Raw genomic sequence first — 22,059 nt, 5'->3', positions numbered from 1 at the left:
CGATGCCGTTGCCTACCAGTCCGCTACGGCTTGCAATGGTGGCCGGCGAGCCGTCGGGCGATCTGCTGGCGGCTTCAATGCTGGACGGGCTCGCGGCCCGTCTGCCCGACACGACGCAGTATTTCGGCATCGGCGGTCCGCGCATGATCGCGAAGGGCTTCGACGCGCATTTTGCGATGGAAAAGCTGTCGGTGCGCGGCTATGTCGAAGCACTGAAGCACGTTCCTGAGATCCTCGGCATCCGCAACGAACTGAAACGCCAGTTGCTGGCCGAGCCGCCGTCGGCGTTCATCGGCGTCGATGCGCCCGACTTCAATTTCGGTCTTGAGCATCCGCTGCGCGACGCCGGCATTCCGACCATTCATTTTGTCTGTCCGTCCATCTGGGCATGGCGCGGCGGTCGCATCAAGAAGATCGTCAAAGCGGTCGATCATATGCTGTGCGTGTTCCCGTTCGAAAAGGCGCTGCTCGAGAAGTCGGGGGTGACGGCGACCTATGTCGGGCATCCGCTCGCGGACGAGATTCCGCTCGAACCGGATACGGCGGGTGCGCGCCTCGAACTCGGCTTGCCCGAAAGCGGTCCCGTCATCGCCGTGCTGCCGGGCAGCCGGCGCTCGGAGATCGCGCTGATCGGCCCGACGTTCTTCGACGCGATGGAACTGATGTTGCAGCGCGAGCCGGGTGTGCGTTTCGTGATGCCGGCCGCGACCCCGGCGCTGCGCGAACTGCTGAAGCCGCTCGTCGACGCACACGCGAATCTGCCGCTCACGCTGACGGACGGCAACGCGCAGCGGGCGATGACGGCCGCCGACGCCATTCTCGTGAAAAGCGGCACGGTCACGCTGGAAGCGGCGCTGCTGAAAAAGCCGATGGTGATCTCTTACAAGGTGCCGTGGCTGACGGGTCAGATCATGCGCCGACAGGGCTATCTGCCGTACGTCGGTCTGCCGAACATTCTGGCCGGGCGTTTTGTCGTACCGGAAATCCTCCAGCATTTCGCGACACCGGAAGCGCTGGCCGACGCCACGCTGACCCAGTTGCGCGATGACGCGAACCGGCGCACGCTGACGGAAATCTTCACTGAGATGCATCACGTGCTCAAGCAGAACACAGCGCAGCGCGCGGCCGAAGCCGTCGTCGGCGTGATCGAAGCGCGTCGGGGGCGTCCATGAACCGCGCGGCGGGCACGGCCGCGCCGCGCCGCAAGACAGCTGCGAAGGCGTCCGCGCAGGTCGGCCTCGATTTCTCGTCGCCGGACGACGTGGTTTGCGGTGTCGACGAAGCGGGGCGCGGCCCGCTCGCCGGACCCGTGGTCGCGGCCGCCGTGATTCTCGATCCGGCGAAGCCGCGCATTCGCGGTCTCACCGATTCGAAGGTGCTGACGGCGAAAAAGCGCGACGAACTGTACGAGAAGATCATCGAGCGCGCGCTGGCGTATTGCGTTGCGTCGGCATCGGTCGAAGAAATCGACTCGCTGAACATCCTGCACGCGACGATGCTCGCGATGAAGCGCGCGGTCGAAGGCCTGCGGGTCACGCCGACGCTCGCGAAGATCGACGGTAACCGCTGTCCCTCGTTGAGCATTCGCAGCGAGGCGATCGTCAGCGGCGATCTGCTCGTACCGTGCATCTCGGCCGCGTCGATTCTCGCCAAGGTCACGCGCGACCGGATGCTGCTGGAACTGCATCGGATGTTCCCGGTTTATGGTTTCGACGCGCACGCGGGCTACGGCACGCCGCAGCATCTCACAGCGTTGCGCGAGCATGGTCCATGCGAGCATCACCGGCGCTCGTTCGCGCCCGTGCGCGACGCGCATCTACGTCTCGGCACGGCTGTGGACCTGCCGGAAGGCGTCGTGGTCGTGCCGCCCGTCGCGCTCGACGACGCGTTTCTCGCCGACGACAGCGCGCCGTTCTAAGCGGGCACCAACCCATCAAGCGCCTCCGGCGCTTTTCTTTTCACCGTTTTTTTCTCGCTCGTCGCCTGTGAAAGCCATCACCTCGCGGGACAATCCGCTCTATAAGCGTCTGAAGGTTCTGGCCGGATCGACGCATCAACAGCGCAAGAGCGGCCATGCGCTGCTCGAGGGATTTCACCTCGCGAGCGCCTACCTCGATGTGGCCGGGCAGCCGGAAACGTGCGTCGTCACGGAAGGCGCGCTGCGCCACGACGAGGCGCAGGCGATCGTCGCGCGTATCGACGAACGGCGTATTGTGACGCTGCCGGATGCACTGTTCGGGCAGCTGTCGAATGTGGTCAACGGCGTTGGCATGTTGCTGCTGGTCGAGAAACTCGATTTGCCGCTTCCCGAGCGCGTGACGCACGGCTGCGTGGTGCTCGACGGCGTGCAGGATGCGGGCAACGTCGGTTCGATCCTGCGCAGCGCGGCGGCGGCGGGGATCGGGCATGTCTTTTGCGCACCGGGCACCGCGTACGCGTGGTCGTCGAAGGTGCTGCGTTCGGCGATGGGTGCGCATTTCCTGCTGCAGATTCACGAGGACATCGAAGCGCCGACGCTGATCCAACTGCTCGACGTGCCTGTCGCGATCACGGATTCGCACGGCGCCGAGGCGATTTACGAGACCGATCTGTCCGGGCCAGTCGCCTGGGTGTTCGGCAATGAGGGGGCGGGCGTGTCGCAACCGTGGCGCGACGCCGTCACGTATCGGGTGACGATTCCGCAGCCGGGGGGGATGGAGTCGCTCAATGTGGCAGCGGCCGCTGCCGTGTGTCTGTTCGAGCAATGCCGGCAGCAGCGTGGCAAGGGCGCGCGCACCGCCCGTTGAACGTCACTGCTTCACTGCGTCGCCATCAATACGACGACCGGTCCAGCCTGATTTCCTGCAGGATGGTCGTCGCGATTTCCTCGATCGACTTGTGCGTCGACGAGAGCCACTTGATTCCCTCCCGCCGCATCATCGTTTCAGCTTCGTTGATCTCGTAGCGGCAGTTTTCCAGCGCCGCGTACTTGCTGCCCGGGCGGCGCTCATTACGGATCTCAGAAAGACGTTGCGGATCGATCGACAGCCCGAACATTTTCGCGCGATGCGCATAGAGCGGCGTCGGTAGCTTGCCGCGCTCGAAGTCTTCCGGAATCAGCGGATAGTTTGCCGCCTTCACGCCGTACTGCATGGCCAGATAAAGGCTGGTCGGGGTCTTGCCGCTGCGCGACACCCCGACAAGGATCACGTCGGCTTCTTCGAGATTGCGATTCGACTGTCCGTCGTCGTGAGCGAGCGAGAAGTTGATCGCCTCGATCCGGTTCTTGTATTCCTCGGTGTCCGCGTTCTGGTGGCCGCGGCCCATCGCGTGGCTCGACTTTAGCTCCAGTTCCTGTTCGAGCGGCTCGACGAAGGTCTGGAACATATCCAGCACGAGCGCGTTCGAATCCTTCACGATCTGGTTCGACGCACTGTTCACGAGCGTCGTGAAGACGATCGGGCGGCGGCCCTCGTGATGGGCGGCTTCGTTGATCTTTTCGAGCGTGGCGTAGGCTTTCTCCGTCGAATCGACGAACGGAACGCGGACCAGGCGGAATTTCTGGTCGAACTGGGAGAGGATCGAGTGCGCGAAGGTTTCGGCAGTAATTCCGGTACCGTCGGAGACGATGAATACGGTGGGCGGCATCAGTGGGCAGGGGAACATGAGCGGCAAAATCCGCTCGAATCAGACGGTGCGGCAAGCCGCGGGCGCCGTCGCGGCGCATTTCTCGTCCGACAGTCACATTTTGAGAGTCGGCACGGTAGAATAGCGGCAACCTGTTGGATAAGCAATTGCAGCCAAATCGCGTGTAACTATCTGTTATCGCTCGTCGATTGCGTCGCGATGTGTTCGTATCTTGCACGGCAACGTTGCAAATTCGTTCAATCTCCTGCTTCCTCGGCCTTCGTGTGAGCACGGACGAGCCCGCCGCGATTGCTTTTCCAACAGGTTGCGTAAGGCACGGGTCCCGCTTCCATTGAGCGCCCCGTGTTCGAGCCCACTTACGCAATCGCGCATTTTTTTCACACTTAGGGGCTTGTATGACTAACGCAGTTAACGTTGCTAAGGATCAGGCGTATGTAGTTCCATTCGAGCAGTTGCGGATGACCGACGTGGAAATCGTCGGCGGCAAGAATGCTTCGCTCGGCGAGATGATCAGTCAGCTCGCCGAAGCCGGCGTGCGCGTGCCCACGGGTTTCGCCACGACGGCGCTCGCGTTCCGCGACTTCCTGCATCACAACAACCTGACCGAACGCATCGCCCAACGTCTCGAGACGCTCGACGTCGACGACGTGAAGGCACTCGCTGCGGCAGGCAAGGAGATCCGTCAATGGATCGTCGACGCCCCGCTGCAGTCGCGTCTCGAGCAGGAGATCCGCGCGGCGTTCGAGGTCCTCTCGAACAGCTCGCCTGAAGAGCTGTCGTTCGCCGTCCGCTCGTCGGCCACGGCGGAAGACCTGCCCGACGCATCGTTCGCCGGCCAGCAGGAAAGCTATCTGAACGTCGTCGGCATCGAAGACGTGCTTGATCGCATGAAGCATGTGTTCGCGTCGCTGTACAACGACCGCGCCATCTCCTATCGCGTCCACAAGGGCTTCACGCATGCTGAAGTGGCGTTGTCGGCGGGCGTGCAGCGCATGGTCCGCTCGGACGTCGGCGCAGCAGGCGTGATGTTCACGCTCGATACCGAATCGGGCTTCAAGGACGCCGTCTTCATCACGTCGAGCTATGGCCTCGGTGAAACCGTCGTGCAGGGCGCGGTGAATCCGGACGAGTTCTACGTCTTCAAGACCACGCTCGCGCAGAACAAATACCCGATCATCCGTCGTTCGATCGGCTCGAAGCTCATCAAGATGGAATTCACGAAGGCGGGCGAGGAGGGCCGCGTGAAGACCGTCGACGTGCCGCACGAGCAGCGCAATCGCTACTCGATCACCGACGAAGACGTGATCGAATTGGCGAAGTACGCCGTCATCATCGAGAAGCACTACCAGCGTCCGATGGACATCGAGTGGGGCAAGGACGGCCGCGACGGCAAGATCTTCATCTTGCAGGCGCGTCCGGAAACGGTGAAGAGCCAGGGCGGCAACAAGGCCGAGCAGCGTTTCAAGCTGAAGGGGCAGTCGCAGGTGCTGGCGACGGGCCGCGCAATCGGTCAGAAGATCGGCGCAGGCCCCGTGCGCGTGATCCATGATCCGTCGGAAATGGAGCGTGTGCAGCCGGGCGATGTGCTGGTCGCGGACATGACCGACCCGAACTGGGAGCCGGTGATGAAGCGCGCATCGGCCATTGTGACGAATCGTGGCGGCCGGACCTGCCACGCGGCCATTATCGCGCGTGAACTGGGCGTGCCCGCGGTGGTCGGGTGCGGCGACGCGACGGACGTGCTGAAGGACGGCGCGCTCGTCACGGTGTCCTGCTCGGAAGGCGACGAAGGCAAGATCTATGATGGTCTGCTCGAAACGGAAGTGACGGAAGTCCAGCGCGGTGAACTGCCCGAGATCGCGACCAAAATCATGATGAACGTCGGCAACCCGCAACTCGCGTTCGACTTCGCACAATTGCCGAACAAGGGCGTCGGTCTCGCGCGCCTCGAGTTCATCATCAACAACAACATCGGCGTCCACCCGAAGGCGATTCTCGAGTATCCGAATATCGATCAGGACCTGAAGAAGGCCGTCGAAAGCGTCGCGCGCGGTCACGCGTCGCCGCGTGCGTTCTACGTCGACAAGCTGACGGAAGGCATCGCCACGATCGGCGCAGCGTTCTATCCGAAGCCCGTGATCGTGCGTTTGTCCGACTTCAAGTCGAACGAGTACAAGAAGCTGATCGGCGGTTCGCGCTACGAGCCGGACGAAGAAAACCCGATGCTGGGCTTCCGCGGTGCGTCGCGTTACATCGCTGAAGACTTCGCGCAGGCGTTCGAAATGGAGTGCATGGCGCTCAAGCGTGTGCGCGAAGAAATGGGCCTGACGAACGTCGAGATCATGGTGCCGTTCGTGCGTACGCTGAAGCAGGCGGAGCGCGTGGTCGGCCTGCTCGCGAAGTACGGGCTCAAGCGCGGCGAGAACGGCCTGCGCCTCATCATGATGTGCGAAGTGCCGTCGAACGCGATTCTCGCCGAAGAGTTCCTGCAGTACTTCGACGGCTTTTCGATCGGCTCGAACGACTTGACCCAGCTTACGCTCGGCCTCGACCGCGACTCGGGTATGGAACTGCTCGCCGTCGACTTCGACGAGCGCGATCCCGCCGTCAAGTTCATGCTCAAGCGTGCGATCGAAACCTGCTTGCGCCTCGACAAGTACGTCGGTATCTGCGGTCAGGGCCCGTCGGACCATCCGGACTTTGCCGAGTGGCTGGTTCAGGAAGGAATCGCGTCGATCTCGCTGAACCCCGACACGATCATCGATACGTGGCAGGCACTCGCCAAACTGACGGCGAAGTAAGCATTGCGCATCGATTTGTAGAGGTGCGTAAAACGTGCCTCTGCGAACGATAAAACGCAAACGCTTCATGCTATAAACACCCCGGTAGCTCCGGGGTGTTTTGCTTTGTGGAGGCGCAGATGTGGCACAGCGGCTTGTTCTGGTGGATCGGCGCAGGCGTGCTGATCGTGCTCGAACTGATGCACGGCACGTTCTATCTGCTCATGGTGGCACTTGGCTTCATCGCGGCGGCGATTGCGCATCTCGCCGGGCTCGATCTCTCGCTGCAACTCGGCATTGCCGCTGCCGTCGCCCTCGCGGCGGTGCTTCTGCTGCGCAAGTCACGCTTCGGGCGCAAGACCCGAAACCGCGCCGAGGCTGCGCACAATCCCGACGTGAACCTCGATATCGGCTCGACGCTGACCGTCTCTGCGTGGCACGACGGGCACGCGCGTACGAACTACCGGGGCGCATCGTGGGACGTCGAACTCGCGCCGGGCGAGCGGGAGGACGCGAATCTCTACGAAATCACCGCGTTGCGGGGCAATTGCCTTGTCGTCGTCGCGAGCCGGCATGCGGGGGCGAGGGCCTGAGCCGTCTGAACGGATTCATGCGTCGAGAGGACGCGGACCGGGCGCATGCGGATGCGCACAACAATTCAAAAACAGAATGGGGGTGCAGGAATGATGGAACCGTCGAGCATCGTTGGGCTCGTTTTGCTGATCGTCGTGATCGTGGTGGCGGCGCAGACGATCAAGATCGTGCCGCAGCAGCATGCATGGGTGATGGAGCGGCTCGGACGCTATCACGCGACCCTCACGCCGGGTTTGAACTTCGTGCTGCCGTTCATCGACCGGATCGCGTACAAACATGTACTCAAGGAAATTCCCCTCGACGTGCCGAGCCAGGTCTGCATCACGCGCGACAACACCCAGCTGCAGGTCGACGGCGTGTTGTATTTTCAGGTCACTGATCCGATGAAAGCGTCGTACGGATCGAGCAATTTCGTGTTTGCAATCACGCAGTTGTCGCAGACGACGCTGCGCTCGGTGATCGGCAAGCTGGAACTCGACAAGACCTTTGAGGAGCGCGACTTCATCAATCATTCGATCGTCTCGGCGCTCGACGAAGCGGCGTCGAACTGGGGCGTAAAGGTGTTGCGCTACGAGATCAAGGATCTGACACCGCCGAAGGAGATTCTGCACGCGATGCAGGCTCAGATCACGGCGGAGCGCGAAAAACGGGCGCTGATCGCGGCCTCGGAGGGGCGCAAGCAGGAGCAGATCAATATCGCGTCGGGGGGACGCGAGGCGGCGATCCAGAAGTCCGAGGGCGAGCGTCAGGCTGCCATCAACCAGGCGCAGGGCCAGGCGGCTGCGATTCTTGCTGTTGCGGAGGCTAATTCACAGGCGATTCAGAAGATCGCCGCGGCGATTCAATCGACGGGTGGGATGGAGGCAGTCAATCTTAAGGTCGCCGAACAGTATGTGGGCGCGTTCGCGAATCTGGCAAAGGCCGGGAACACGCTGATCGTGCCGGCGAATATGGCGGATATGGGTTCGATGATTTCCGCTGCGCTGGCGATTGTTAAGTCGGGTGGCAAGACTTTGAGCTGAAGTTTCTTGTCTGCGACTGCGTCGCAGACAAGAAACGGCTACGTCGGCGTCCGCATCAACCGCGCCTTTTCGCGCTCCCAATCCCGCTTCTTTTCGGTCTCACGCTTGTCGTGCAGCTTTTTGCCCTTGGCAAGCCCGATCTCGCATTTCACGCGCCCATTCTTGTAATGGAAATTTAGCGGCACGAGCGTATACCCGCGCTGCTCGACCTTGCCGATCAGCTTGCTGATTTCCTCCGCGTGCAAAAGCAGCTTGCGCGTGCGCACCGGATCCAGATTGGCGAATTTCGATGCCTCGGGCAGCGGGCTAATGTGCGTGCCAATCAGGTACAGCTCCGCGTTCTTGATCACGACGTAGCCTTCCTTGATCTGCCCGCGCCCGGCGCGCAGCGCCTTGACTTCCCAGCCCTCCAGCACGAGCCCCGCCTCGTAACGCTCCTCGACCGAGTAGTCGAAGAACGCTTTCCTGTTGTCGATGATGCTCATGAATGGAAATCGGCCAACTCGTTTAAAATTGCGATTTTAGCAAAGCGGGCCGCCGAAAACCCGCCGCGGCGTCATTGAGTTGTCACGCGTTCGCTATTTCCCAATCCCTGTTGCCACGCGCCGTTCAATTTATGGCAGATGTCCAGAAAACCGTATTGATACGCCATTCGGCGGAACAGATGTTCGACCTCGTCACCGATGTCGCCGATTACCCCAATTTCCTTCCGTGGTGCGGCGGCGTGGAAATCCGCCGTCAGGAGGAGAACCTGATGGAGGCGAAGATCGACATCAACTTCAAGGGCATCAAGCAGCATTTCGCGACGCACAACACGCAGGAACGGCCGACGCGCATCGACATGAACTTCGCCGATGGCCCGTTCAAGAAGTTCACCGGCTACTGGCGCTTCACGCCGCTGCGCGCGGATGCGTGCAAGATCGAGTTCGCGCTGCACTACGAGTTCTCGAACATCCTGCTGGAGAAAATCATCGGGCCCGTGTTCAGCCATATCGCGAACACCTTCGTCGAATCGTTCGTGAAGCGCGCCGACCAGCGCTATGGCAAGCCATGAGCGCCCATCTGACCGTCCAGGTGTGCTACGCGTTGCCCGGCGAACAGACGCTGATCCAGCTGCAACTGCCGCCAGGCGTGACGCTGCGCCAGGCGATCGACGCCAGCGGCGTGCTCACGCGGCACCCGGAGATTGATCTGACGAAGCACAAGACGGGCGTGTACGGCAAGCTCAAGCCATTGGACGCCGTGCTGGCCGACCATGATCGCGTCGAAATCTACCGGCCGCTGATCGTCGATCCGAAGCTCGCGCGGCAGCGGCGCGTCGAGAAATCGCGTCAGGAGGGATCGGTCGAAGGGCGCAAGTGGCTGCCGAAGGATTCGCGCTGACGTCTCGCTGCCACCTGCAATGCCAAACGACGAAAGGCGCACCGTATCACGCGGTGCGCCTTTTCTTCGTGCCGCCTGAATCGGGATGCCACGGCCTGGCGGCCTCAATGCACGGCCGCCTGGGCTCTTTCTTCGAGCGCCGAACGGTCGGAGCCGTCGTCGGCGTGCCGGCGCACCGACCAGCTGACGCCCGCCAGCAGCAGTACGATGGCCGCCAGTTCGAGCGCACGGGGCAGCCGGTGATCGTAGATGAACGCATAGAGCAGTGCGAACAGCGTCTCGAAGACGATCAGCTGCCCCGATAACGTGAGGGGCAGACGCGTGGATGCCGCGTTCCACAAGCCGTTGCCGAGCCAGGACGCGCCGATCGCGAGCCCCAGGTTCAGCATCCAGAACAGGTGCCAGCGGATGTCGACGTGCGATGTATCGATGGCCGACGACGGCAGCACCGCCACCACGAGCCACAGCAGCGCTCCGAGCAGCCCGGTCACGACGCCCCACAGCACCGACCACTCATTGCCACTGAAATGCGTGTGGCGCTGCAGATAGCGGGCATTCTCGACAGCGAACCACGTCCAGCAGGCGAGCGCACCGACCGCGCAGGCAATCCCCATCAGCTTCGTCGCGATCGTGCCGAACGTGTCGCCCGCCGTGCCGAACACGTCGATGTTGATGCACGCGATGCCGGCGATCACCAGGGCGAGCGGCCACGCGAGCCGCGCGAGCGGCACGGCGCCGTGATCGCGCCGTCCGAGCAACGTCACCGTCACGGGCAGCACGCCGACGATAAGCGAGGACGGCGCGATGCCGACCAGATGCACGGCGCCCGTCAGCAGCAGGTAGTAGAGCAGGTTACCCGCGAGCGCCAGCTTGACGAGCGCATGCAGGTCTTCGCGGGTGAGCCGGCGGAGCAGCGAGCGCGCAGACGGCAGCGCGGCAACCAGCGACACGATGCCGTACATCACATAGCGCCCGGCGCTCAGCAGCACGGGCGAAAAATCGGGCAACAGGCGAGGTACGAGAAAGACCATGCCCCATAACGCTCCCGCCAACATCCCGTACACCACGCCGCGCCGCATTGTCTTGCCCCGATCGAACACTGAAAGTGCGTGAAGCTTAGCGGGTCGGATGCGTGCACGTCTTGTTCGATTCTGCACTTGGCTTGCGTCGTCTATGCCAGGAAGCCGTCCCTGGACGCGCGCACATTCGAATGGACAAACGAAACGCGTTCGAACCCGACCCGAACGCAAAACCGAAATCGGACGATCGTTCGACGCGAAAGAACATTGAAGAATTTCGCTAACTGACTGTTCGCGCAGTGAAAACCGGGAGGTATCGCGTATAATTCGCTTTTGCGCCTATAGGATTTGCCATGCGTCTGATCCAAAAAGCACTCACGTTCGATGACGTGCTCCTCGTCCCGGCTTTCTCCGACGTTCTGCCGCGCGACACCAGCCTCAAAACCCGGCTGACCCGCAACATCTCCCTCAATATGCCGCTCGTGTCCGCCGCCATGGACACCGTCACGGAGGCTCGCCTTGCCATCGCGATGGCGCAGATGGGTGGCGTCGGCATCATCCACAAGAATCTCACGCCGGCCGAGCAGGCTCGCGAAGTCGCGAAGGTCAAGCGTTTCGAATCGGGCGTCGTGCGCGATCCGATCACCGTTCCGCCGCAAATGAAGGTGAGCGACGTGATCGCACTGTCGCGCCAGCATGGCATTTCGGGCTTCCCCGTGGTGGAAGGGGCGCAGCTGATCGGCATCGTCACGAACCGCGACCTGCGTTTCGAAACGCGTCTGGACGAGCCCGTGCGCACGATCATGACGCCGCGCGAACGCCTCGTTACGGTGAAGGAAGGTACGCCGCTCGCCGAAGCGAAGGCGCTGATGCACAGCCACCGCCTCGAGCGCGTGCTGGTCGTCAACGACGCGTTCGAACTGCGCGGCCTGATGACGGTGAAGGACATCACCAAGCAGACGGAGCATCCGGACGCCTGTAAGGACGAGCATGGCAAGCTGCGCGCAGGCGCCGCGGTCGGCGTCGGCCCGGACAACGAGGAGCGCGTGTCGCTGCTGGTGCAGGCGGGCGTGGACGTAATCGTCGTCGATACGGCGCACGGCCACAGCAAGGGTGTGCTGGAGCGCGTCCAGTGGGTCAAGAAGAGCTTCCCGCACGTCGAGGTGATCGGCGGCAACATCGCCACGGCCGATGCGGCCAAGGCGCTCGTTGAATACGGCGCGGATGGCGTGAAGGTCGGTATCGGCCCCGGTTCGATCTGTACGACGCGTATTGTGGCTGGCGTGGGCGTGCCGCAAATCTCGGCGATCGCCAACGTGTCGGCCGCGCTCAAGGGCACGGGCATCCCCGTGATCGCGGACGGCGGCGTGCGCTTCTCTGGCGACGTCAGCAAGGCGCTGGCCGCGGGCGCCAATGCGGTGATGATGGGTAGCATGTTCGCTGGCACGGAAGAAGCGCCAGGCGACGTGTTTCTCTATCAAGGCCGCCAGTACAAGTCGTACCGCGGCATGGGTTCCGTCGGCGCGATGAAGGACGGCGCGGCTGACCGCTACTTCCAGGACAATTCCGCGAACATCGACAAGCTCGTGCCGGAAGGCATCGAAGGCCGCGTCGCGTACAAGGGCTCGGTTGGCGCGATCCTGTTCCAGTTGATCGGCGGCGTGCGCGCGTCAATGGGCTACTGCGGCTGCCGCACGATCGACGAACTGCACGAGAAGGCCTCGTTCGTCGAAATCACCGCGGCGGGCATGCGCGAATCCCACGTGCACGATGTGCAGATCACGAAGGAAGCCCCTAACTACCACGTGGACTAATTGCCGATGAAGCCGCTGCTGCGTGCCGTACTGATCATCGATGCCTTGTTGTTGCTGGCATTCGGGCTGCTACTCCTGCTCACGCCGTGGAAGTCGCTGTACGACGCGCTGCAGCTGGTGCAGACCGACCCTGTGCTGGTCGGGCAGGGAGCGGGCATTGCGCTGATCGGTCTCGCCTGGCTGGCGCTGCATGCGTCGATCGACGGCGCGATGACGGTGACGACGGCCAAGGTCGTCGGCCATGTGAACTGGTTGACGGGCGTGCTGATGCTGGTCTGGCTGCTCTTGCGACACGTGCCGCAGTTGACGGGTTTCGGCCAGCTGGTGGCAGTGGTGACGGGCGTGGTGCTGCTCGTGATCGGCCTGGGCGGCGTGAAGCTCTCGAGCGCCGTCAGGCGACGCGAGCGGATGGCCGGTAAGGCTGTGGGCGAACGAGCGGACCGCGTCGCAACGCGTGAAGCCGAGAACGAAGCGCGCAAGGCCGAGCGGGAGCGTCAGGTTGCGCGTCCGGGTGTCGTATATCCGGCAACGGGAGCGCACGTCGAGCCGACGCTGGGCGGCACGCCGACGGCGAGCTCGCGGCCCGTTAGCCCTGCGACGGGCCATCCCGTCGAGCCGGGCCTGACGGCTGCGGCATCGCGCCCGATGATGCCCGAAGCGGCCGCCGCCGCACGCGAGGATGCGCTCGCGCATAAGCGTCGGGCCGATGCCCACGAAGACGCCGCCGCGCGCGAACGTGCCGCGGCCGAGCGTAGCGCAGCGGACGCCCGTTCCGCCGAAGCGAAACCCGGCTCGCCATCCGGCACACCGCGGCCGCCGTTTCATGGCTGACGTGCGCAAGCTCACGCCCGCTGCCGATACAACCGGAATCCGTCTGCGCGCAGTTCTTGATCGAGTGTCTGGCCAATCGCGGCACGCTGCGGTGTTTCGCTCGAGCCGTCGCTGCGGCGCCTGCACGTCCGTTTTAATGACAACGCCGTCCTGTCGCACATGCGACACGCGCGGCTTTCCCTATCCGTTCTTTTTAGATTCCGTCCGCTGCCATGCATGACAAGATCCTGATTCTCGACTTTGGTTCGCAAGTCACCCAACTGATCGCACGCCGCATTCGCGAAGCGCACGTGCTGTCGGAAATCCATCCGCACGACGTCAGCGACGAATTCATTCGCGACTTCAAGCCGACGGGCATCATCCTGTCGGGTGGCCCGAACTCGGTCACCGAGACGGACACGCCGCGCGCGCCGCAGGCGGTGTTCGAGGCTGGCGTGCCCGTGCTAGGCATCTGCTACGGCATGCAGACGATGGCCGAGCAGCTGGGCGGCAAGGTCGACAGCGGCCACCTGCGCGAATTCGGCTACGCGGAAGTGCGCGCGCGCAATCACACGAGCTTCCTCGACGGCATTCAGGACTTCGCGACGCCCGAAGGCCACGGCATGCTGAAGGTGTGGATGAGCCACGGCGACAAGGTGCTGGAAATGCCGCAAGGCTTCCAGCTGATGGCATCGACGGAATCGTGCCCGATTGCTGCGATGGCTGACGAGACGCGCCATTTCTACGGCGTGCAGTGGCACCCGGAAGTCACGCATACGGTGCAGGGCCGCGCGATGCTCGAACGCTTCGTGCTGAAGATTTGCGGCGCGAAGCCCGACTGGGAAATGGGCAACTACATCGACGAAGCGGTTGAAAACATCCGCAAACAGGTCGGCGACGAGCATGTGATTCTCGGTCTGTCGGGCGGCGTCGATTCGTCGGTGGCGGCGGCGCTGTTGCATCGCGCGATCGGCGATCAGCTGACCTGCGTGTTCGTCGATCACGGTTTGCTGCGCCTGAATGAAGCCGAGCAGGTGATGTCGATGTTCGCGGACAACCTCGGCGTGAAGGTGATCCATGTCGACGCCAGCGAAGCGTTCATGTCGAAGCTCAAGGGTGTGACGGATCCGGAAGCGAAGCGCAAGATCATCGGCGCGGAATTCGTCGAAGTGTTCCAGACGGAAGCGGGCAAGCTGACGGACGCGAAATGGCTCGCGCAAGGGACGATCTATCCGGACGTGATCGAATCGGCGGGCAAGGGCAAGAAGGCCGCGCACACGATCAAGAGCCATCACAACGTCGGCGGCCTGCCGGAAACGCTGAACCTCAAGCTGCTCGAACCGCTGCGCGAACTCTTCAAGGACGAAGTGCGGGAACTGGGCGTGAAGTTGGGTTTGCCGCCTTCGATGGTGTATCGCCATCCGTTCCCGGGCCCTGGCCTCGGCGTGCGGATTCTTGGCGAAGTGAAGCGCGAATACGCCGATCTGCTGCGCCGCGCGGACGCGATCTTCATCGAATCCCTGCGCACGTTTATCGACAAGGACACGGACAAGTCGTGGTACGACCTGACGAGCCAGGCGTTCGCGGTGTTCCTGCCTGTGAAGAGCGTCGGTGTGATGGGCGACGGACGCACGTATGAATATGTTGTCGCGCTGCGCGCCGTCCAGACGCTCGACTTCATGACGGCGCACTGGGCGCATCTGCCGCACGATCTGCTCGGCCATGTGTCGAATCGGATCATTAATGAGGTGCGCGGCATCAATCGTGTCGTGTACGACATCTCGGGCAAGCCGCCTGCGACGATTGAGTGGGAGTGAGGCCGGGTTGAAAAGAGGGCGCTGCGGCGCCCTTTTTCATTGCCGGTGCCTACCATCTCTCCAGCACATACGTCGCCGCCAGCGTCCCGTAGTAACGCTGCATGCCGAGACTGCGCATCCCCAGCCGTTCCATCACCTTGATCGATCGCTCATTCGACGGATGCGTCGTCGCGTGGATTGACGCAAGGCCGAGTACGTCGAAGGCGAACCCGATCATCGCGCGCGCCGCTTCCGTGGCATAGCCGTGGCCCCAATGATCCCGTTTTAATCGCCAGCCGACTTCGACGGGATTGCGCGGTTCATTCTCGATATGCTGGACGCAGCCCGCGCCGATGATCTCGCCGCTGCCCTTTCTGATGAACGACCACCAGGAAAAGCCAAAGCGGTTCCAGCGGTGTTTCGCCGACGCGATGCTCTCCTGCACTTCAGTGGGCGTCGCTGGCGAGCCGTCGCCGAGGAATTGCATGACGACGGGCTCGGAATTGAGCGCGAGAAGGCCGGCGAAATGCGTTTCACAGAACGGTTCGAGCCGCAGACGCGCAGTTTCGAGCTGGATTTGCATGACGTCTCGTTCATGGCATTTGTCCATGCTCGCGCATTCGCGGTCGCGATGCTAGTCCGGCGCGTGCTGCCTTTCCCCTACAGCTTCGGACAGGTCGCGCGCCCGCGTCAGCGCCCCGATGATCGCTGCCAGCACCCGCTCGCGGGCCTCGTCATGCTGCTGCCGCAACGCATACGACGGATGATACGTCGCGACCACCCGCATGTCGTCCACATTGAGCGTTCTGCCCGTCCAATCGCTCAGGTTGACCTTCTCGTGCAGCAGCGCGCTCAACGCGGTCGCGCCCAGCGTGACGACGACGGCAGGCCTCACGCGTTGCAGTTCGCGTTCCAGCCAATAGCCGCAAGCGTCGATTTCCTGCTGCGCCGCTGTCTTGTGCAGACGCCGCTTGCCGCGCAGCGTCCATTTGAAGTGCTTGACGGCGTTGGTCAAATAAAGACCGTCACGCGACAGACCCGCGCGCTGGAGTGCCACATCGAGTAGCCGGCCTGCCGGTCCGACGAACGGTTTTCCTGCGAGATCTTCGTGATCGCCGGGTTGTTCGCCGATCAGCATGATGCGCGCGTCGTCGGGGCCGATGCCGTCGACGGCCTGCGTCGCATGCTGCCACAGTTCGCAGTGCCGGCACGCGTCGAGCGTCGAAAGGTGTTGCCGCATGGGTTGCGCGCTGTGTGCATCGACGGACACGCTCTTGCCGCCGAGCATGCCCACGCTGCTCGCCTGTGCGACCCGCTGCGCGCCGCTTTTCGCTTCGCTGATCAGCGACGGAATCAGACGGCCCTCGGGCAAGCCCTTCCAGAAACGCACAGGCATATGCTGCTCGAGCGCGGTTTCGTTCAGGCGCGCGGGATTGAACGTGTTGCGATAGTAGGCGAGCCAGAGTCTCTCGGCTTCGTCGGCGGTGGTGCAGGCAAGGTCGGCGGACGGCGCCCGGCGACGTTCAACCCGCAGCGCGCTGCCGTCCCACCATGCGGCGCCGTCGGGCGTCGAGATGAGCCACGTCGAACGACCCATGCGCCGCGCGAAGTGTTCGGCCGACCATGCGAGCACATCGTGTTCCGGTTCGTACCACGCGACGTATTCGGGCAGGTCGGGTGTGGGCGTGTCGTGGCTCGCATCACGCAGCCGAAAGCGCAGGTACGCGATCATGTCGTGTTTCGCGCGCCGCACGGCCTTCGCCATCTTGTGAAGCCGGGCACCGTCGGAATCCGCGGGGGACGCGACCGAACGGTCGCCGCCATGCCATCGCCAGAGCACGCGATAGAGAAACGCCCAGCGGCCCGGTGCGCGATACAGCGCGGCGTCGTTCAGCAGTTCAGCGAGTTCGCGCGATATGAGGACTTCGACGCACACCGCCGACTCAAACGGGGTAGCGGATTTATCGTCGAACAGCGTGCTAGGGGCGGCACGCGCGCCGTCGCGAATGCGCCAGTCGATCTCCTCGGGCGCAACACGCTGCGCGAGCGCCTGCCGGGCCGCTTCGCGCCACGCGGCGAACGTGTCCTCGATGGTCGTGACATGCATGTGCGAACGCGGTGCGTTACAACAGCGACAACTGCGTGGGCGGTCGCGTCAACGCGTGCCGCAACCGTTCTGTCGACAGGTCGGCCTGCGCCGGACGATAGTCGGCTGTCACGACGAACGGCTTCATCTTGTCCATCGCGCAGCGCAGTTGCACGAGGTCCTGATAGCGGATGCGCCGCGAGCGCCGCAACGCCACCAGCCGCTTTGCATTGCGCATGCCGATGCCGGGCACGCGGGCGATCGTGCGCGCGTGGGCGCGATTCAGATCGACGGGAAAGTTGTCGCGATGACTCAACGCCCACGCGAGTTTCGGGTCGATATCGAGCACGAGATTGCCGGGCTTGTCGAACAGTTCGTCGACGCGAAAGCCATAGCCGCGCAGCAGAAAATCCGCCTGATACAGACGATGCTCGCGCAGCAGCGGCGGCGCTTGCGCGGGCAGCGCCGTCGGGCTGTCGGGAATCGGGCTGAACGCGGAGTAGTAGACGCGCTTGAGCCGGTACGAGCCGTACAATGTTTCGGCCGTTTGCAGGATCGTGCTGTCGCTGGTCTCGTCCGCGCCGACGATCATCTGCGTGCTTTGTCCAGCGGGCGAAAAGCGGGGCGCTTTCGCGTCGCTCTCCGCTTCGTCGCGCGCGAGGCGGATGGCGCCCATTGCGAGGCGGATCGTGCGCGCGCTTTTCTCGGGCGCAAGCCGTTCCAGACCTGTTTCCGTCGGCAGTTCGATATTGACGCTCAGGCGGTCCGCGTAACGGCCCGCTTGCGCGATCAGTGCAGGATCGGCGTCCGGAATCGTCTTCAGATGGATGTAACCGCGAAAGTGATGATCTTCCCTCAGCGACTGAGCGACACGCACCAGCTGTTCCATCGTGTAGTTCGAGGACTGGATTACACCGGAGCTGAGAAACAGCCCGTCGATATAGTTGCGACGGTAGAAGTCGAGCGTGAGGCTGACGACTTCCTCGGGCGTGAAACGCGCGCGCGCCACGTTGCTCGTGCGCCGGTTCACGCAATACCGGCAGTCGTACAGACAGAAGTTGGTCAGCAGGATTTTCAGCAGCGAAACGCAGCGGCCATCGGGCGTAAAGCTGTGGCAGACGCCCGAACCCGTGCTTGCGCCCAGTCCGTCCGTGCCGCGCGAACTGCGCTGCGGCGCGCCGCCGCTCGCGCACGACGCGTCATATTTGGCCGCGTCGGCGAGTATTTCGAGCTTTTTGAGCAGTTCCATAACGGGTAGCAGATACTGTATGAATGTACAGTATTCTACGCCGTCGCACGATGCCCACAAGACGGTTGGTCCTTGAACGGGGCGGTTGTCCAGGCTTTGTTCCAGTTTCCAGCCGATACGCGCACAGCCCCACGCGAACAACGCCGCGCACAGGGTGTGCGGAACGCGCCGAAGTGAATGAACGACGTCGACGTGGCCACATCGCGCCTGAGCGCGATCAGGCCACGATGCCCGCAATCACGATGTGGATCGCGGGTCTCGTTGCGCGGATTTTCGTCGCGCGCGATCGCCGGAAAGCTGTCGATTTCGTTCGAGACGATGCGTGCACAAGAAGCATATCTAAGCGAAGCTGCGGGTCGGATTGCAGTCCGAACTATTTCGCAATGTTCTACGAGCCCGGGGAGAGCGGTCGAGCCGGGAGGAAGGCGTGATGCGAATGTTCTTCACAGGGCGCGCGTGCGCTCGCATTGCGCGGGCGCACGCGTCGAATGCGTGTGTGTGCCTAGTAGCGGTCGAGGCGGTTGCCCGCAATGCGCACGCGATCGCCAGGATGCAGGTCGCCCGGCGAGCCGACATCGAACGCACGCGTGGAGCCGTCGTTCAGCTGGACCGCAATCCGGTAGCCGCCCGGCGACGACGCACCCGCCTGCTGACCCAACTGATTGCCTGCGACGGCGCCGCCCAGCACCCCGATTGCCGTCGCTGCGTCGCGTCCGTGGCCCCGTCCGAACTGGTTGCCGATCACGCCGCCCACGACTGCGCCGATCACCGTGCCCGCTACGCCACCCGCCGTCACGGCACCGGGATTCCCCAACGGCTGGATCGACGAGACCACGCCGTATTGTTCCCCATAACCGTAGCCCTGTTGGGGTTGCTGCTGGTACGTCTGGTTGTTCTGCCAGTCGGACTGATCGTACCCGTGTTGATATTGCGGCTGTTGTGCGTACGGCTGCTGCACATAGCCGGGTTGCGCGTAGGCCGGTTGCGCCGGCTGTGCGTACACGGGCTGCGTGGCGTAGCTCGAACCGTAGGTCGAGCCGTACTGCGAGCCATAAGGCGAATTGCCGGGAACGACGCAGCCCGCGAGCGGCAGCGTGACGCAGAGCGCGAGCAATGTCGTACGAACGAGAGGGCGAACAAAACGGGTGTGGGTCATGTTACGTGATTGTCGTTGCGCCACCAGTTGTGGACGGCGACGAGTATAGGGAAACGTGCGTCGTTATTGACGCGCGGCTCGCGTAACAGTGTGTAAATTGCGCGTCCGGTCAACACGCTTTGCGAAACGATCGCGGGACGACAGCGGAGGGGAATCAGAAGTGGAAGCCGACGCCGCAATTGCCGCCGAAGCCCCCGGTTCCGCCGACAATGCCGCAGAACACGCCGCAACCTGACAGTGCGACCGACAATGCAACCCCCGTGATCAGCATGACGAACCTCCGCGCGAACCGACAAGCGTGGAGATCTTGCGCGGGACCCGACACGCCTGAGTGCGGTCGGCGCCCGGCGCCCCGCTTTGGATGAATTGAGACGATCGCCGTGGCCGGTGCGGGAAAAGTCATGATGGAGCGGATGCGTGCGAAAAGCGACAACCATATCTCGTCGCCGAAAGCCATCCCATACGACAAATCCTAATCTGGGATGTGTCCTCTAGGCGTCTGACAAATCCATTTCGCAGCACCCTGATAAAATGGCGAAGCCGCAACGTAGTGGATTGCAGATGAAATTGCTTGATGCACTTGTCGAACAACGGATCGCCGCCGCCGCCGCGCGTGGCGAGTTCGACTATTTGCCGGGAGCCGGCGCGCCGCAGGTTCTCGATGACGACGCACTCGTGCCCGAGGAAGTTCGAGTCGCGAACCGCATTCTGAAGAATGCGGGTTTCGTGCCGCCTGCCGTCGAGCAGTTGCGGGCGCTGCGCGACCTGCAGGGCGATCTCGATGCCGTCAGCGACGGCAGCACGCGCTGCCGCCTGCAGGCGAAGATGCTTGCGCTCGATATGGCACTGGAATCGCTGCGCGGCGGGCCGCTGGTCATGCCGCGCGAATACTGCCGACGGATTGCGGAGCGCCTGTCGGAGCGCGCCGCCGACGAACCGGCGCCAAACGCGGGGCCGGCGTGAGCATTGGCGTCGGTCCGGCCGGGCTGCCGTCCGCGGATTCTGTTTCGTCTGGCGACTTGTCTGCCGATACCGTCGGGCCCTGCCTGACGACGGCCGCCGTCATTTTTTCCGAGCGCGATCGCCGTTTCATGGCGCTTGCGCAAGCCGCCGCGGAAGAGGCGCGCGCCGCAGGCGAAGTGCCCGTCGGCGCGGTGCTGGTGCGCGGCGATGAAGTCATTGCGAAGGGTTTCAATCATCCCATCGGCGGTCACGATCCATCTGCGCATGCCGAAATGGCCGCACTGCGCGCCGCCGCGCTGACACTCGAGAACTACCGGCTGCCGGGTTGCGAACTCTACGTGACACTGGAGCCGTGCCTGATGTGCGCGGGTGCGATCATGCACGCGCGCATCGCTCGCGTGGTGTACGGCGCGCGCGATCCGAAGACGGGCGCGTGTGGCAGCGTCGTCGATGCGTTTGCCAACACGCAGCTGAACCATCATACGACCGTGACGGGGGGCGTGCTCGAAGAGGAGTGCGCGGCCGCTCTGCGCGCGTTTTTTGCAGACCGCCGACGCGCCTCGCGTGAGGCACGCGCCGCGCTGAAAAATGAATCCGGCGCCGCCGATCCGCTGCAGGACGGCACGGCCGTCAACTGACCGCTTACCGCACATGGCCAGGCATCGCACCATCGAACTGATTGCGCCCTCGGGCTATCCGCACGATCCCAATGCGATTCATCTCGCGCTGAAGCGTCTGCGTGCGCAAGGGCATCACGTGAAGAACGTCAGCGCGGCGCAGCGTCGCTATCAGCGTTTTGCCGGCACGGACGGCGAGCGCGCAGCGGAATTGAACCGTTTGGGCGACCCGTCGCGGGAACTGCCCGATATCGTGCTTGCCGTGCGCGGCGGATACGGCGCAGTGCGCATCCTGCACGGTCTCGACTACCGCGGCCTGCAACGCCGCCTGCGCGATCAGCCCATCGCGTTCTGCGGCCACAGCGATTTCACGGCGCTACAACTCGCGCTGCTGTCTCAGGCCGGCGTGACGACGTTTGGCGGCCCCATGCTCGCAGGCGATTTCGGCGCGGAAAACGTCAGCGACTTCACCATGAAAAACTTCTGGCACGCGCTGACGTCCGAGACTTTCACGATTTCCAGCACGACGCCGCAGGCGCAGACCATCGATGTCACGGGCACGCTATGGGGCGGCAACCTGGCCGTGCTCGCGTCGCTGGTCGGCTCGCCGTATATGCCGCCCGTGGAAGGCGGCATCCTGTTCGTCGAGGACGTGAACGAACAGCCGTTCCGCATCGAGCGGCTGATCTATCAGCTGCATCTGGCCGGCATCCTTGAACGCCAGCAGGCGCTCATGCTCGGCGACTTCTCGGGCGGCAAGCCTTTCGACTACGATAACGGCTACGACTTGTGCGCCATGGTCGAGCAGGTGAGGTCGGTGATCGGCATTCCCATCGTGACCGGCCTGCAATTCGGGCACATTCCCGATATGGTGACGCTGCCCGTCGGCGGCGATGCTCGGCTCGTCGGGGGGGCGCATGGATTCAAACTCACGGTCTCGGGCCATCCTGTGCTCGATTGACTGCGGCGTTTCATGTCGCGATGCATAGAGGCGAGGCCGGCTCGCCTTAATTTTCAAGTATTAAATGCAACTAACGGTCGGTTGTTCAACAATGCCGACAAACACGCGCGCATCCATGTCCGCCAATTTTGTCGACAAAATCGCTGTAGGACAGGATGCGCTCACGCAGTTGTCTGCAACCG

The 22,059-nt window shown here is 63.3% G+C and carries 21 protein-coding genes; 14 read left to right on the top strand and 7 right to left on the bottom strand.

The annotated features are described in order from the left end of the window. Positions 1–2 precede the first annotated feature (2 nt). The 3 genes from lpxB to BPHY_RS06715 all read left to right on the top strand — a co-directional run bounded on the left by lpxB (position 3) and on the right by BPHY_RS06715 (position 2,786). Complete coding sequence (gene lpxB / locus BPHY_RS06725; RefSeq protein ID WP_012400721.1) at positions 3–1,172, top strand: lipid-A-disaccharide synthase; 1,170 nt, start codon at positions 3–5, stop codon at positions 1,170–1,172. Continuing rightward, a complete protein-coding gene (gene rnhB / locus BPHY_RS06720; RefSeq protein ID WP_012400720.1) occupies positions 1,169–1,918 on the top strand; it encodes a ribonuclease HII in 750 nt (249 codons plus the stop codon). Before lpxB ends, rnhB begins: the two co-directional genes overlap by 4 nt. A gap of 67 nt (positions 1,919–1,985) precedes the next feature. Next, positions 1,986–2,786: a TrmH family RNA methyltransferase gene (locus tag BPHY_RS06715; protein WP_012400719.1), complete on the top strand. Its 801-nt coding sequence runs from the start codon at positions 1,986–1,988 to the stop codon at positions 2,784–2,786. 25 nt (positions 2,787–2,811) lie between these two features. Here BPHY_RS06715 and ppsR read toward each other — a convergent pair whose 3' ends face one another. Next, entirely contained in the window at positions 2,812–3,627 is an 816-nt protein-coding gene (gene ppsR, locus BPHY_RS06710) for a posphoenolpyruvate synthetase regulatory kinase/phosphorylase PpsR (RefSeq protein ID WP_028368433.1), read from the bottom strand. 395 nt (positions 3,628–4,022) lie between these two features. On the opposite strand from ppsR, the gene ppsA reads away from it, so the two are divergent. The 3 genes from ppsA to BPHY_RS06695 all read left to right on the top strand — a co-directional run bounded on the left by ppsA (position 4,023) and on the right by BPHY_RS06695 (position 8,023). Beyond that, positions 4,023–6,428: a phosphoenolpyruvate synthase gene (ppsA, locus tag BPHY_RS06705; protein WP_012400717.1), complete on the top strand. Its 2,406-nt coding sequence runs from the start codon at positions 4,023–4,025 to the stop codon at positions 6,426–6,428. Between the two features lie 119 nt (positions 6,429–6,547). Then, complete coding sequence (locus BPHY_RS06700; protein ID WP_012400716.1) at positions 6,548–7,000, top strand: NfeD family protein; 453 nt, start codon at positions 6,548–6,550, stop codon at positions 6,998–7,000. Between the two features lie 93 nt (positions 7,001–7,093). Beyond that, positions 7,094–8,023: an SPFH domain-containing protein gene (locus tag BPHY_RS06695; protein WP_041763394.1), complete on the top strand. Its 930-nt coding sequence runs from the start codon at positions 7,094–7,096 to the stop codon at positions 8,021–8,023. Positions 8,024–8,061: 38 nt separating this feature from the next. Here BPHY_RS06695 and smpB read toward each other — a convergent pair whose 3' ends face one another. After that, entirely contained in the window at positions 8,062–8,508 is a 447-nt protein-coding gene (gene smpB / locus BPHY_RS06690) for an SsrA-binding protein SmpB (protein WP_012400714.1), read from the bottom strand. Positions 8,509–8,639: 131 nt separating this feature from the next. On the opposite strand from smpB, the gene BPHY_RS06685 reads away from it, so the two are divergent. Together BPHY_RS06685 and BPHY_RS06680 are read left to right on the top strand one after the other, a co-directional pair. Next, positions 8,640–9,077 (top strand): type II toxin-antitoxin system RatA family toxin, encoded by a 438-nt coding sequence (locus BPHY_RS06685; RefSeq protein ID WP_041763392.1) that lies wholly within the window; start codon positions 8,640–8,642, stop codon positions 9,075–9,077. Further along, positions 9,074–9,406 carry an RnfH family protein gene (locus BPHY_RS06680; RefSeq protein WP_012400712.1) on the top strand — a complete coding sequence of 111 codons (333 nt, stop codon included), beginning with the start codon at positions 9,074–9,076 and terminating at the stop codon, positions 9,404–9,406. Before BPHY_RS06685 ends, BPHY_RS06680 begins: the two co-directional genes overlap by 4 nt. A 104-nt stretch (positions 9,407–9,510) precedes the next feature. On the opposite strand, the gene BPHY_RS06675 is transcribed toward BPHY_RS06680, so the two are convergent. Beyond that, positions 9,511–10,485, bottom strand: a complete 975-nt coding sequence (locus BPHY_RS06675) for a DMT family transporter (protein ID WP_012400711.1) — start codon at positions 10,483–10,485, stop codon at positions 9,511–9,513. A gap of 293 nt (positions 10,486–10,778) precedes the next feature. Between BPHY_RS06675 and guaB the strand changes: the two genes are divergently transcribed. The 3 genes from guaB (at position 10,779) to guaA (ending at position 14,866) form a co-directional block, all read left to right on the top strand. Next, positions 10,779–12,239, top strand: coding sequence for an IMP dehydrogenase (gene guaB / locus BPHY_RS06670; RefSeq protein WP_012400710.1), 1,461 nt, complete (start codon positions 10,779–10,781; stop codon positions 12,237–12,239). A 6-nt stretch (positions 12,240–12,245) separates the two neighbouring features. Further along, on the top strand, positions 12,246–13,070 hold the full coding sequence (locus BPHY_RS06665; protein WP_012400709.1) for a hypothetical protein: 825 nt from the start codon (positions 12,246–12,248) through the stop codon (positions 13,068–13,070). Positions 13,071–13,282: 212 nt separating this feature from the next. Continuing rightward, entirely contained in the window at positions 13,283–14,866 is a 1,584-nt protein-coding gene (guaA, locus tag BPHY_RS06660; protein ID WP_012400708.1) for a glutamine-hydrolyzing GMP synthase, read from the top strand. Between the two features lie 49 nt (positions 14,867–14,915). Here guaA and BPHY_RS06655 read toward each other — a convergent pair whose 3' ends face one another. The 4 genes from BPHY_RS06655 to BPHY_RS06640 all read right to left on the bottom strand — a co-directional run bounded on the left by BPHY_RS06655 (position 14,916) and on the right by BPHY_RS06640 (position 19,336). After that, positions 14,916–15,428, bottom strand: a complete 513-nt coding sequence (locus tag BPHY_RS06655; protein WP_041763814.1) for a GNAT family N-acetyltransferase — start codon at positions 15,426–15,428, stop codon at positions 14,916–14,918. 51 nt (positions 15,429–15,479) lie between these two features. Continuing rightward, positions 15,480–16,952, bottom strand: a complete 1,473-nt coding sequence (locus BPHY_RS06650; RefSeq protein ID WP_012400706.1) for a UdgX family uracil-DNA binding protein — start codon at positions 16,950–16,952, stop codon at positions 15,480–15,482. A 16-nt stretch (positions 16,953–16,968) separates the two neighbouring features. Next, a complete protein-coding gene (locus tag BPHY_RS06645) occupies positions 16,969–18,180 on the bottom strand; it encodes a putative DNA modification/repair radical SAM protein (protein WP_041763389.1) in 1,212 nt (403 codons plus the stop codon). Between the two features lie 502 nt (positions 18,181–18,682). Continuing rightward, a complete protein-coding gene (locus BPHY_RS06640; protein ID WP_012400704.1) occupies positions 18,683–19,336 on the bottom strand; it encodes an outer membrane lipoprotein in 654 nt (217 codons plus the stop codon). A 561-nt stretch (positions 19,337–19,897) separates the two neighbouring features. Here BPHY_RS06640 and BPHY_RS06630 point away from each other — a divergent pair. From BPHY_RS06630 to ldcA, 3 genes are read left to right on the top strand one after another with little or no spacing between them, the layout of a single operon-like run. Then, on the top strand, positions 19,898–20,299 hold the full coding sequence (locus BPHY_RS06630; protein ID WP_012400702.1) for a DnaJ family domain-containing protein: 402 nt from the start codon (positions 19,898–19,900) through the stop codon (positions 20,297–20,299). Positions 20,300–20,355: 56 nt separating this feature from the next. Continuing rightward, positions 20,356–20,937 carry a tRNA adenosine(34) deaminase TadA gene (tadA, locus tag BPHY_RS06625; protein ID WP_052306100.1) on the top strand — a complete coding sequence of 194 codons (582 nt, stop codon included), beginning with the start codon at positions 20,356–20,358 and terminating at the stop codon, positions 20,935–20,937. 13 nt (positions 20,938–20,950) lie between these two features. Next, positions 20,951–21,877, top strand: a complete 927-nt coding sequence (ldcA, locus tag BPHY_RS06620) for a muramoyltetrapeptide carboxypeptidase (RefSeq protein WP_012400700.1) — start codon at positions 20,951–20,953, stop codon at positions 21,875–21,877. Positions 21,878–22,059 lie beyond the last annotated feature (182 nt).

Origin of the sequence: Paraburkholderia phymatum STM815 (assembly GCF_000020045.1) — a bacterium.
Taxonomy (GTDB): Bacteria; Pseudomonadota; Gammaproteobacteria; order Burkholderiales; family Burkholderiaceae; genus Paraburkholderia; species Paraburkholderia phymatum.
This window is presented reverse-complemented; position numbering and strand designations above follow the sequence as displayed.

Excerpts from the sequence above, each read along its gene's own strand:
- lpxB (WP_012400721.1), top strand. The coding sequence starts at position 3 with ATGCCGTTGCCTACCAGTCCGCTACGGCTTGCAATGGTGGCCGGCGAG.
- rnhB (WP_012400720.1), top strand. The coding sequence starts at position 1,169 with ATGAACCGCGCGGCGGGCACGGCCGCGCCGCGCCGCAAGACAGCTGCG.
- ppsR (WP_028368433.1), bottom strand. The coding sequence starts at position 3,627 with ATGCCGCCCACCGTATTCATCGTCTCCGACGGTACCGGAATTACTGCC.
- ppsA (WP_012400717.1), top strand. The coding sequence starts at position 4,023 with ATGACTAACGCAGTTAACGTTGCTAAGGATCAGGCGTATGTAGTTCCA.
- BPHY_RS06700 (WP_012400716.1), top strand. The coding sequence starts at position 6,548 with ATGTGGCACAGCGGCTTGTTCTGGTGGATCGGCGCAGGCGTGCTGATC.
- BPHY_RS06695 (WP_041763394.1), top strand. The coding sequence starts at position 7,094 with ATGGAACCGTCGAGCATCGTTGGGCTCGTTTTGCTGATCGTCGTGATC.
- smpB (WP_012400714.1), bottom strand. The coding sequence starts at position 8,508 with ATGAGCATCATCGACAACAGGAAAGCGTTCTTCGACTACTCGGTCGAG.
- BPHY_RS06685 (WP_041763392.1), top strand. The coding sequence starts at position 8,640 with ATGGCAGATGTCCAGAAAACCGTATTGATACGCCATTCGGCGGAACAG.
- BPHY_RS06680 (WP_012400712.1), top strand. The coding sequence starts at position 9,074 with ATGAGCGCCCATCTGACCGTCCAGGTGTGCTACGCGTTGCCCGGCGAA.
- BPHY_RS06675 (WP_012400711.1), bottom strand. The coding sequence starts at position 10,485 with ATGCGGCGCGGCGTGGTGTACGGGATGTTGGCGGGAGCGTTATGGGGC.
- guaB (WP_012400710.1), top strand. The coding sequence starts at position 10,779 with ATGCGTCTGATCCAAAAAGCACTCACGTTCGATGACGTGCTCCTCGTC.
- BPHY_RS06665 (WP_012400709.1), top strand. The coding sequence starts at position 12,246 with ATGAAGCCGCTGCTGCGTGCCGTACTGATCATCGATGCCTTGTTGTTG.
- guaA (WP_012400708.1), top strand. The coding sequence starts at position 13,283 with ATGCATGACAAGATCCTGATTCTCGACTTTGGTTCGCAAGTCACCCAA.
- BPHY_RS06655 (WP_041763814.1), bottom strand. The coding sequence starts at position 15,428 with ATGCAAATCCAGCTCGAAACTGCGCGTCTGCGGCTCGAACCGTTCTGT.
- BPHY_RS06650 (WP_012400706.1), bottom strand. The coding sequence starts at position 16,952 with ATGCATGTCACGACCATCGAGGACACGTTCGCCGCGTGGCGCGAAGCG.
- BPHY_RS06645 (WP_041763389.1), bottom strand. The coding sequence starts at position 18,180 with ATGGAACTGCTCAAAAAGCTCGAAATACTCGCCGACGCGGCCAAATAT.
- BPHY_RS06640 (WP_012400704.1), bottom strand. The coding sequence starts at position 19,336 with ATGACCCACACCCGTTTTGTTCGCCCTCTCGTTCGTACGACATTGCTC.
- BPHY_RS06630 (WP_012400702.1), top strand. The coding sequence starts at position 19,898 with ATGAAATTGCTTGATGCACTTGTCGAACAACGGATCGCCGCCGCCGCC.
- ldcA (WP_012400700.1), top strand. The coding sequence starts at position 20,951 with ATGGCCAGGCATCGCACCATCGAACTGATTGCGCCCTCGGGCTATCCG.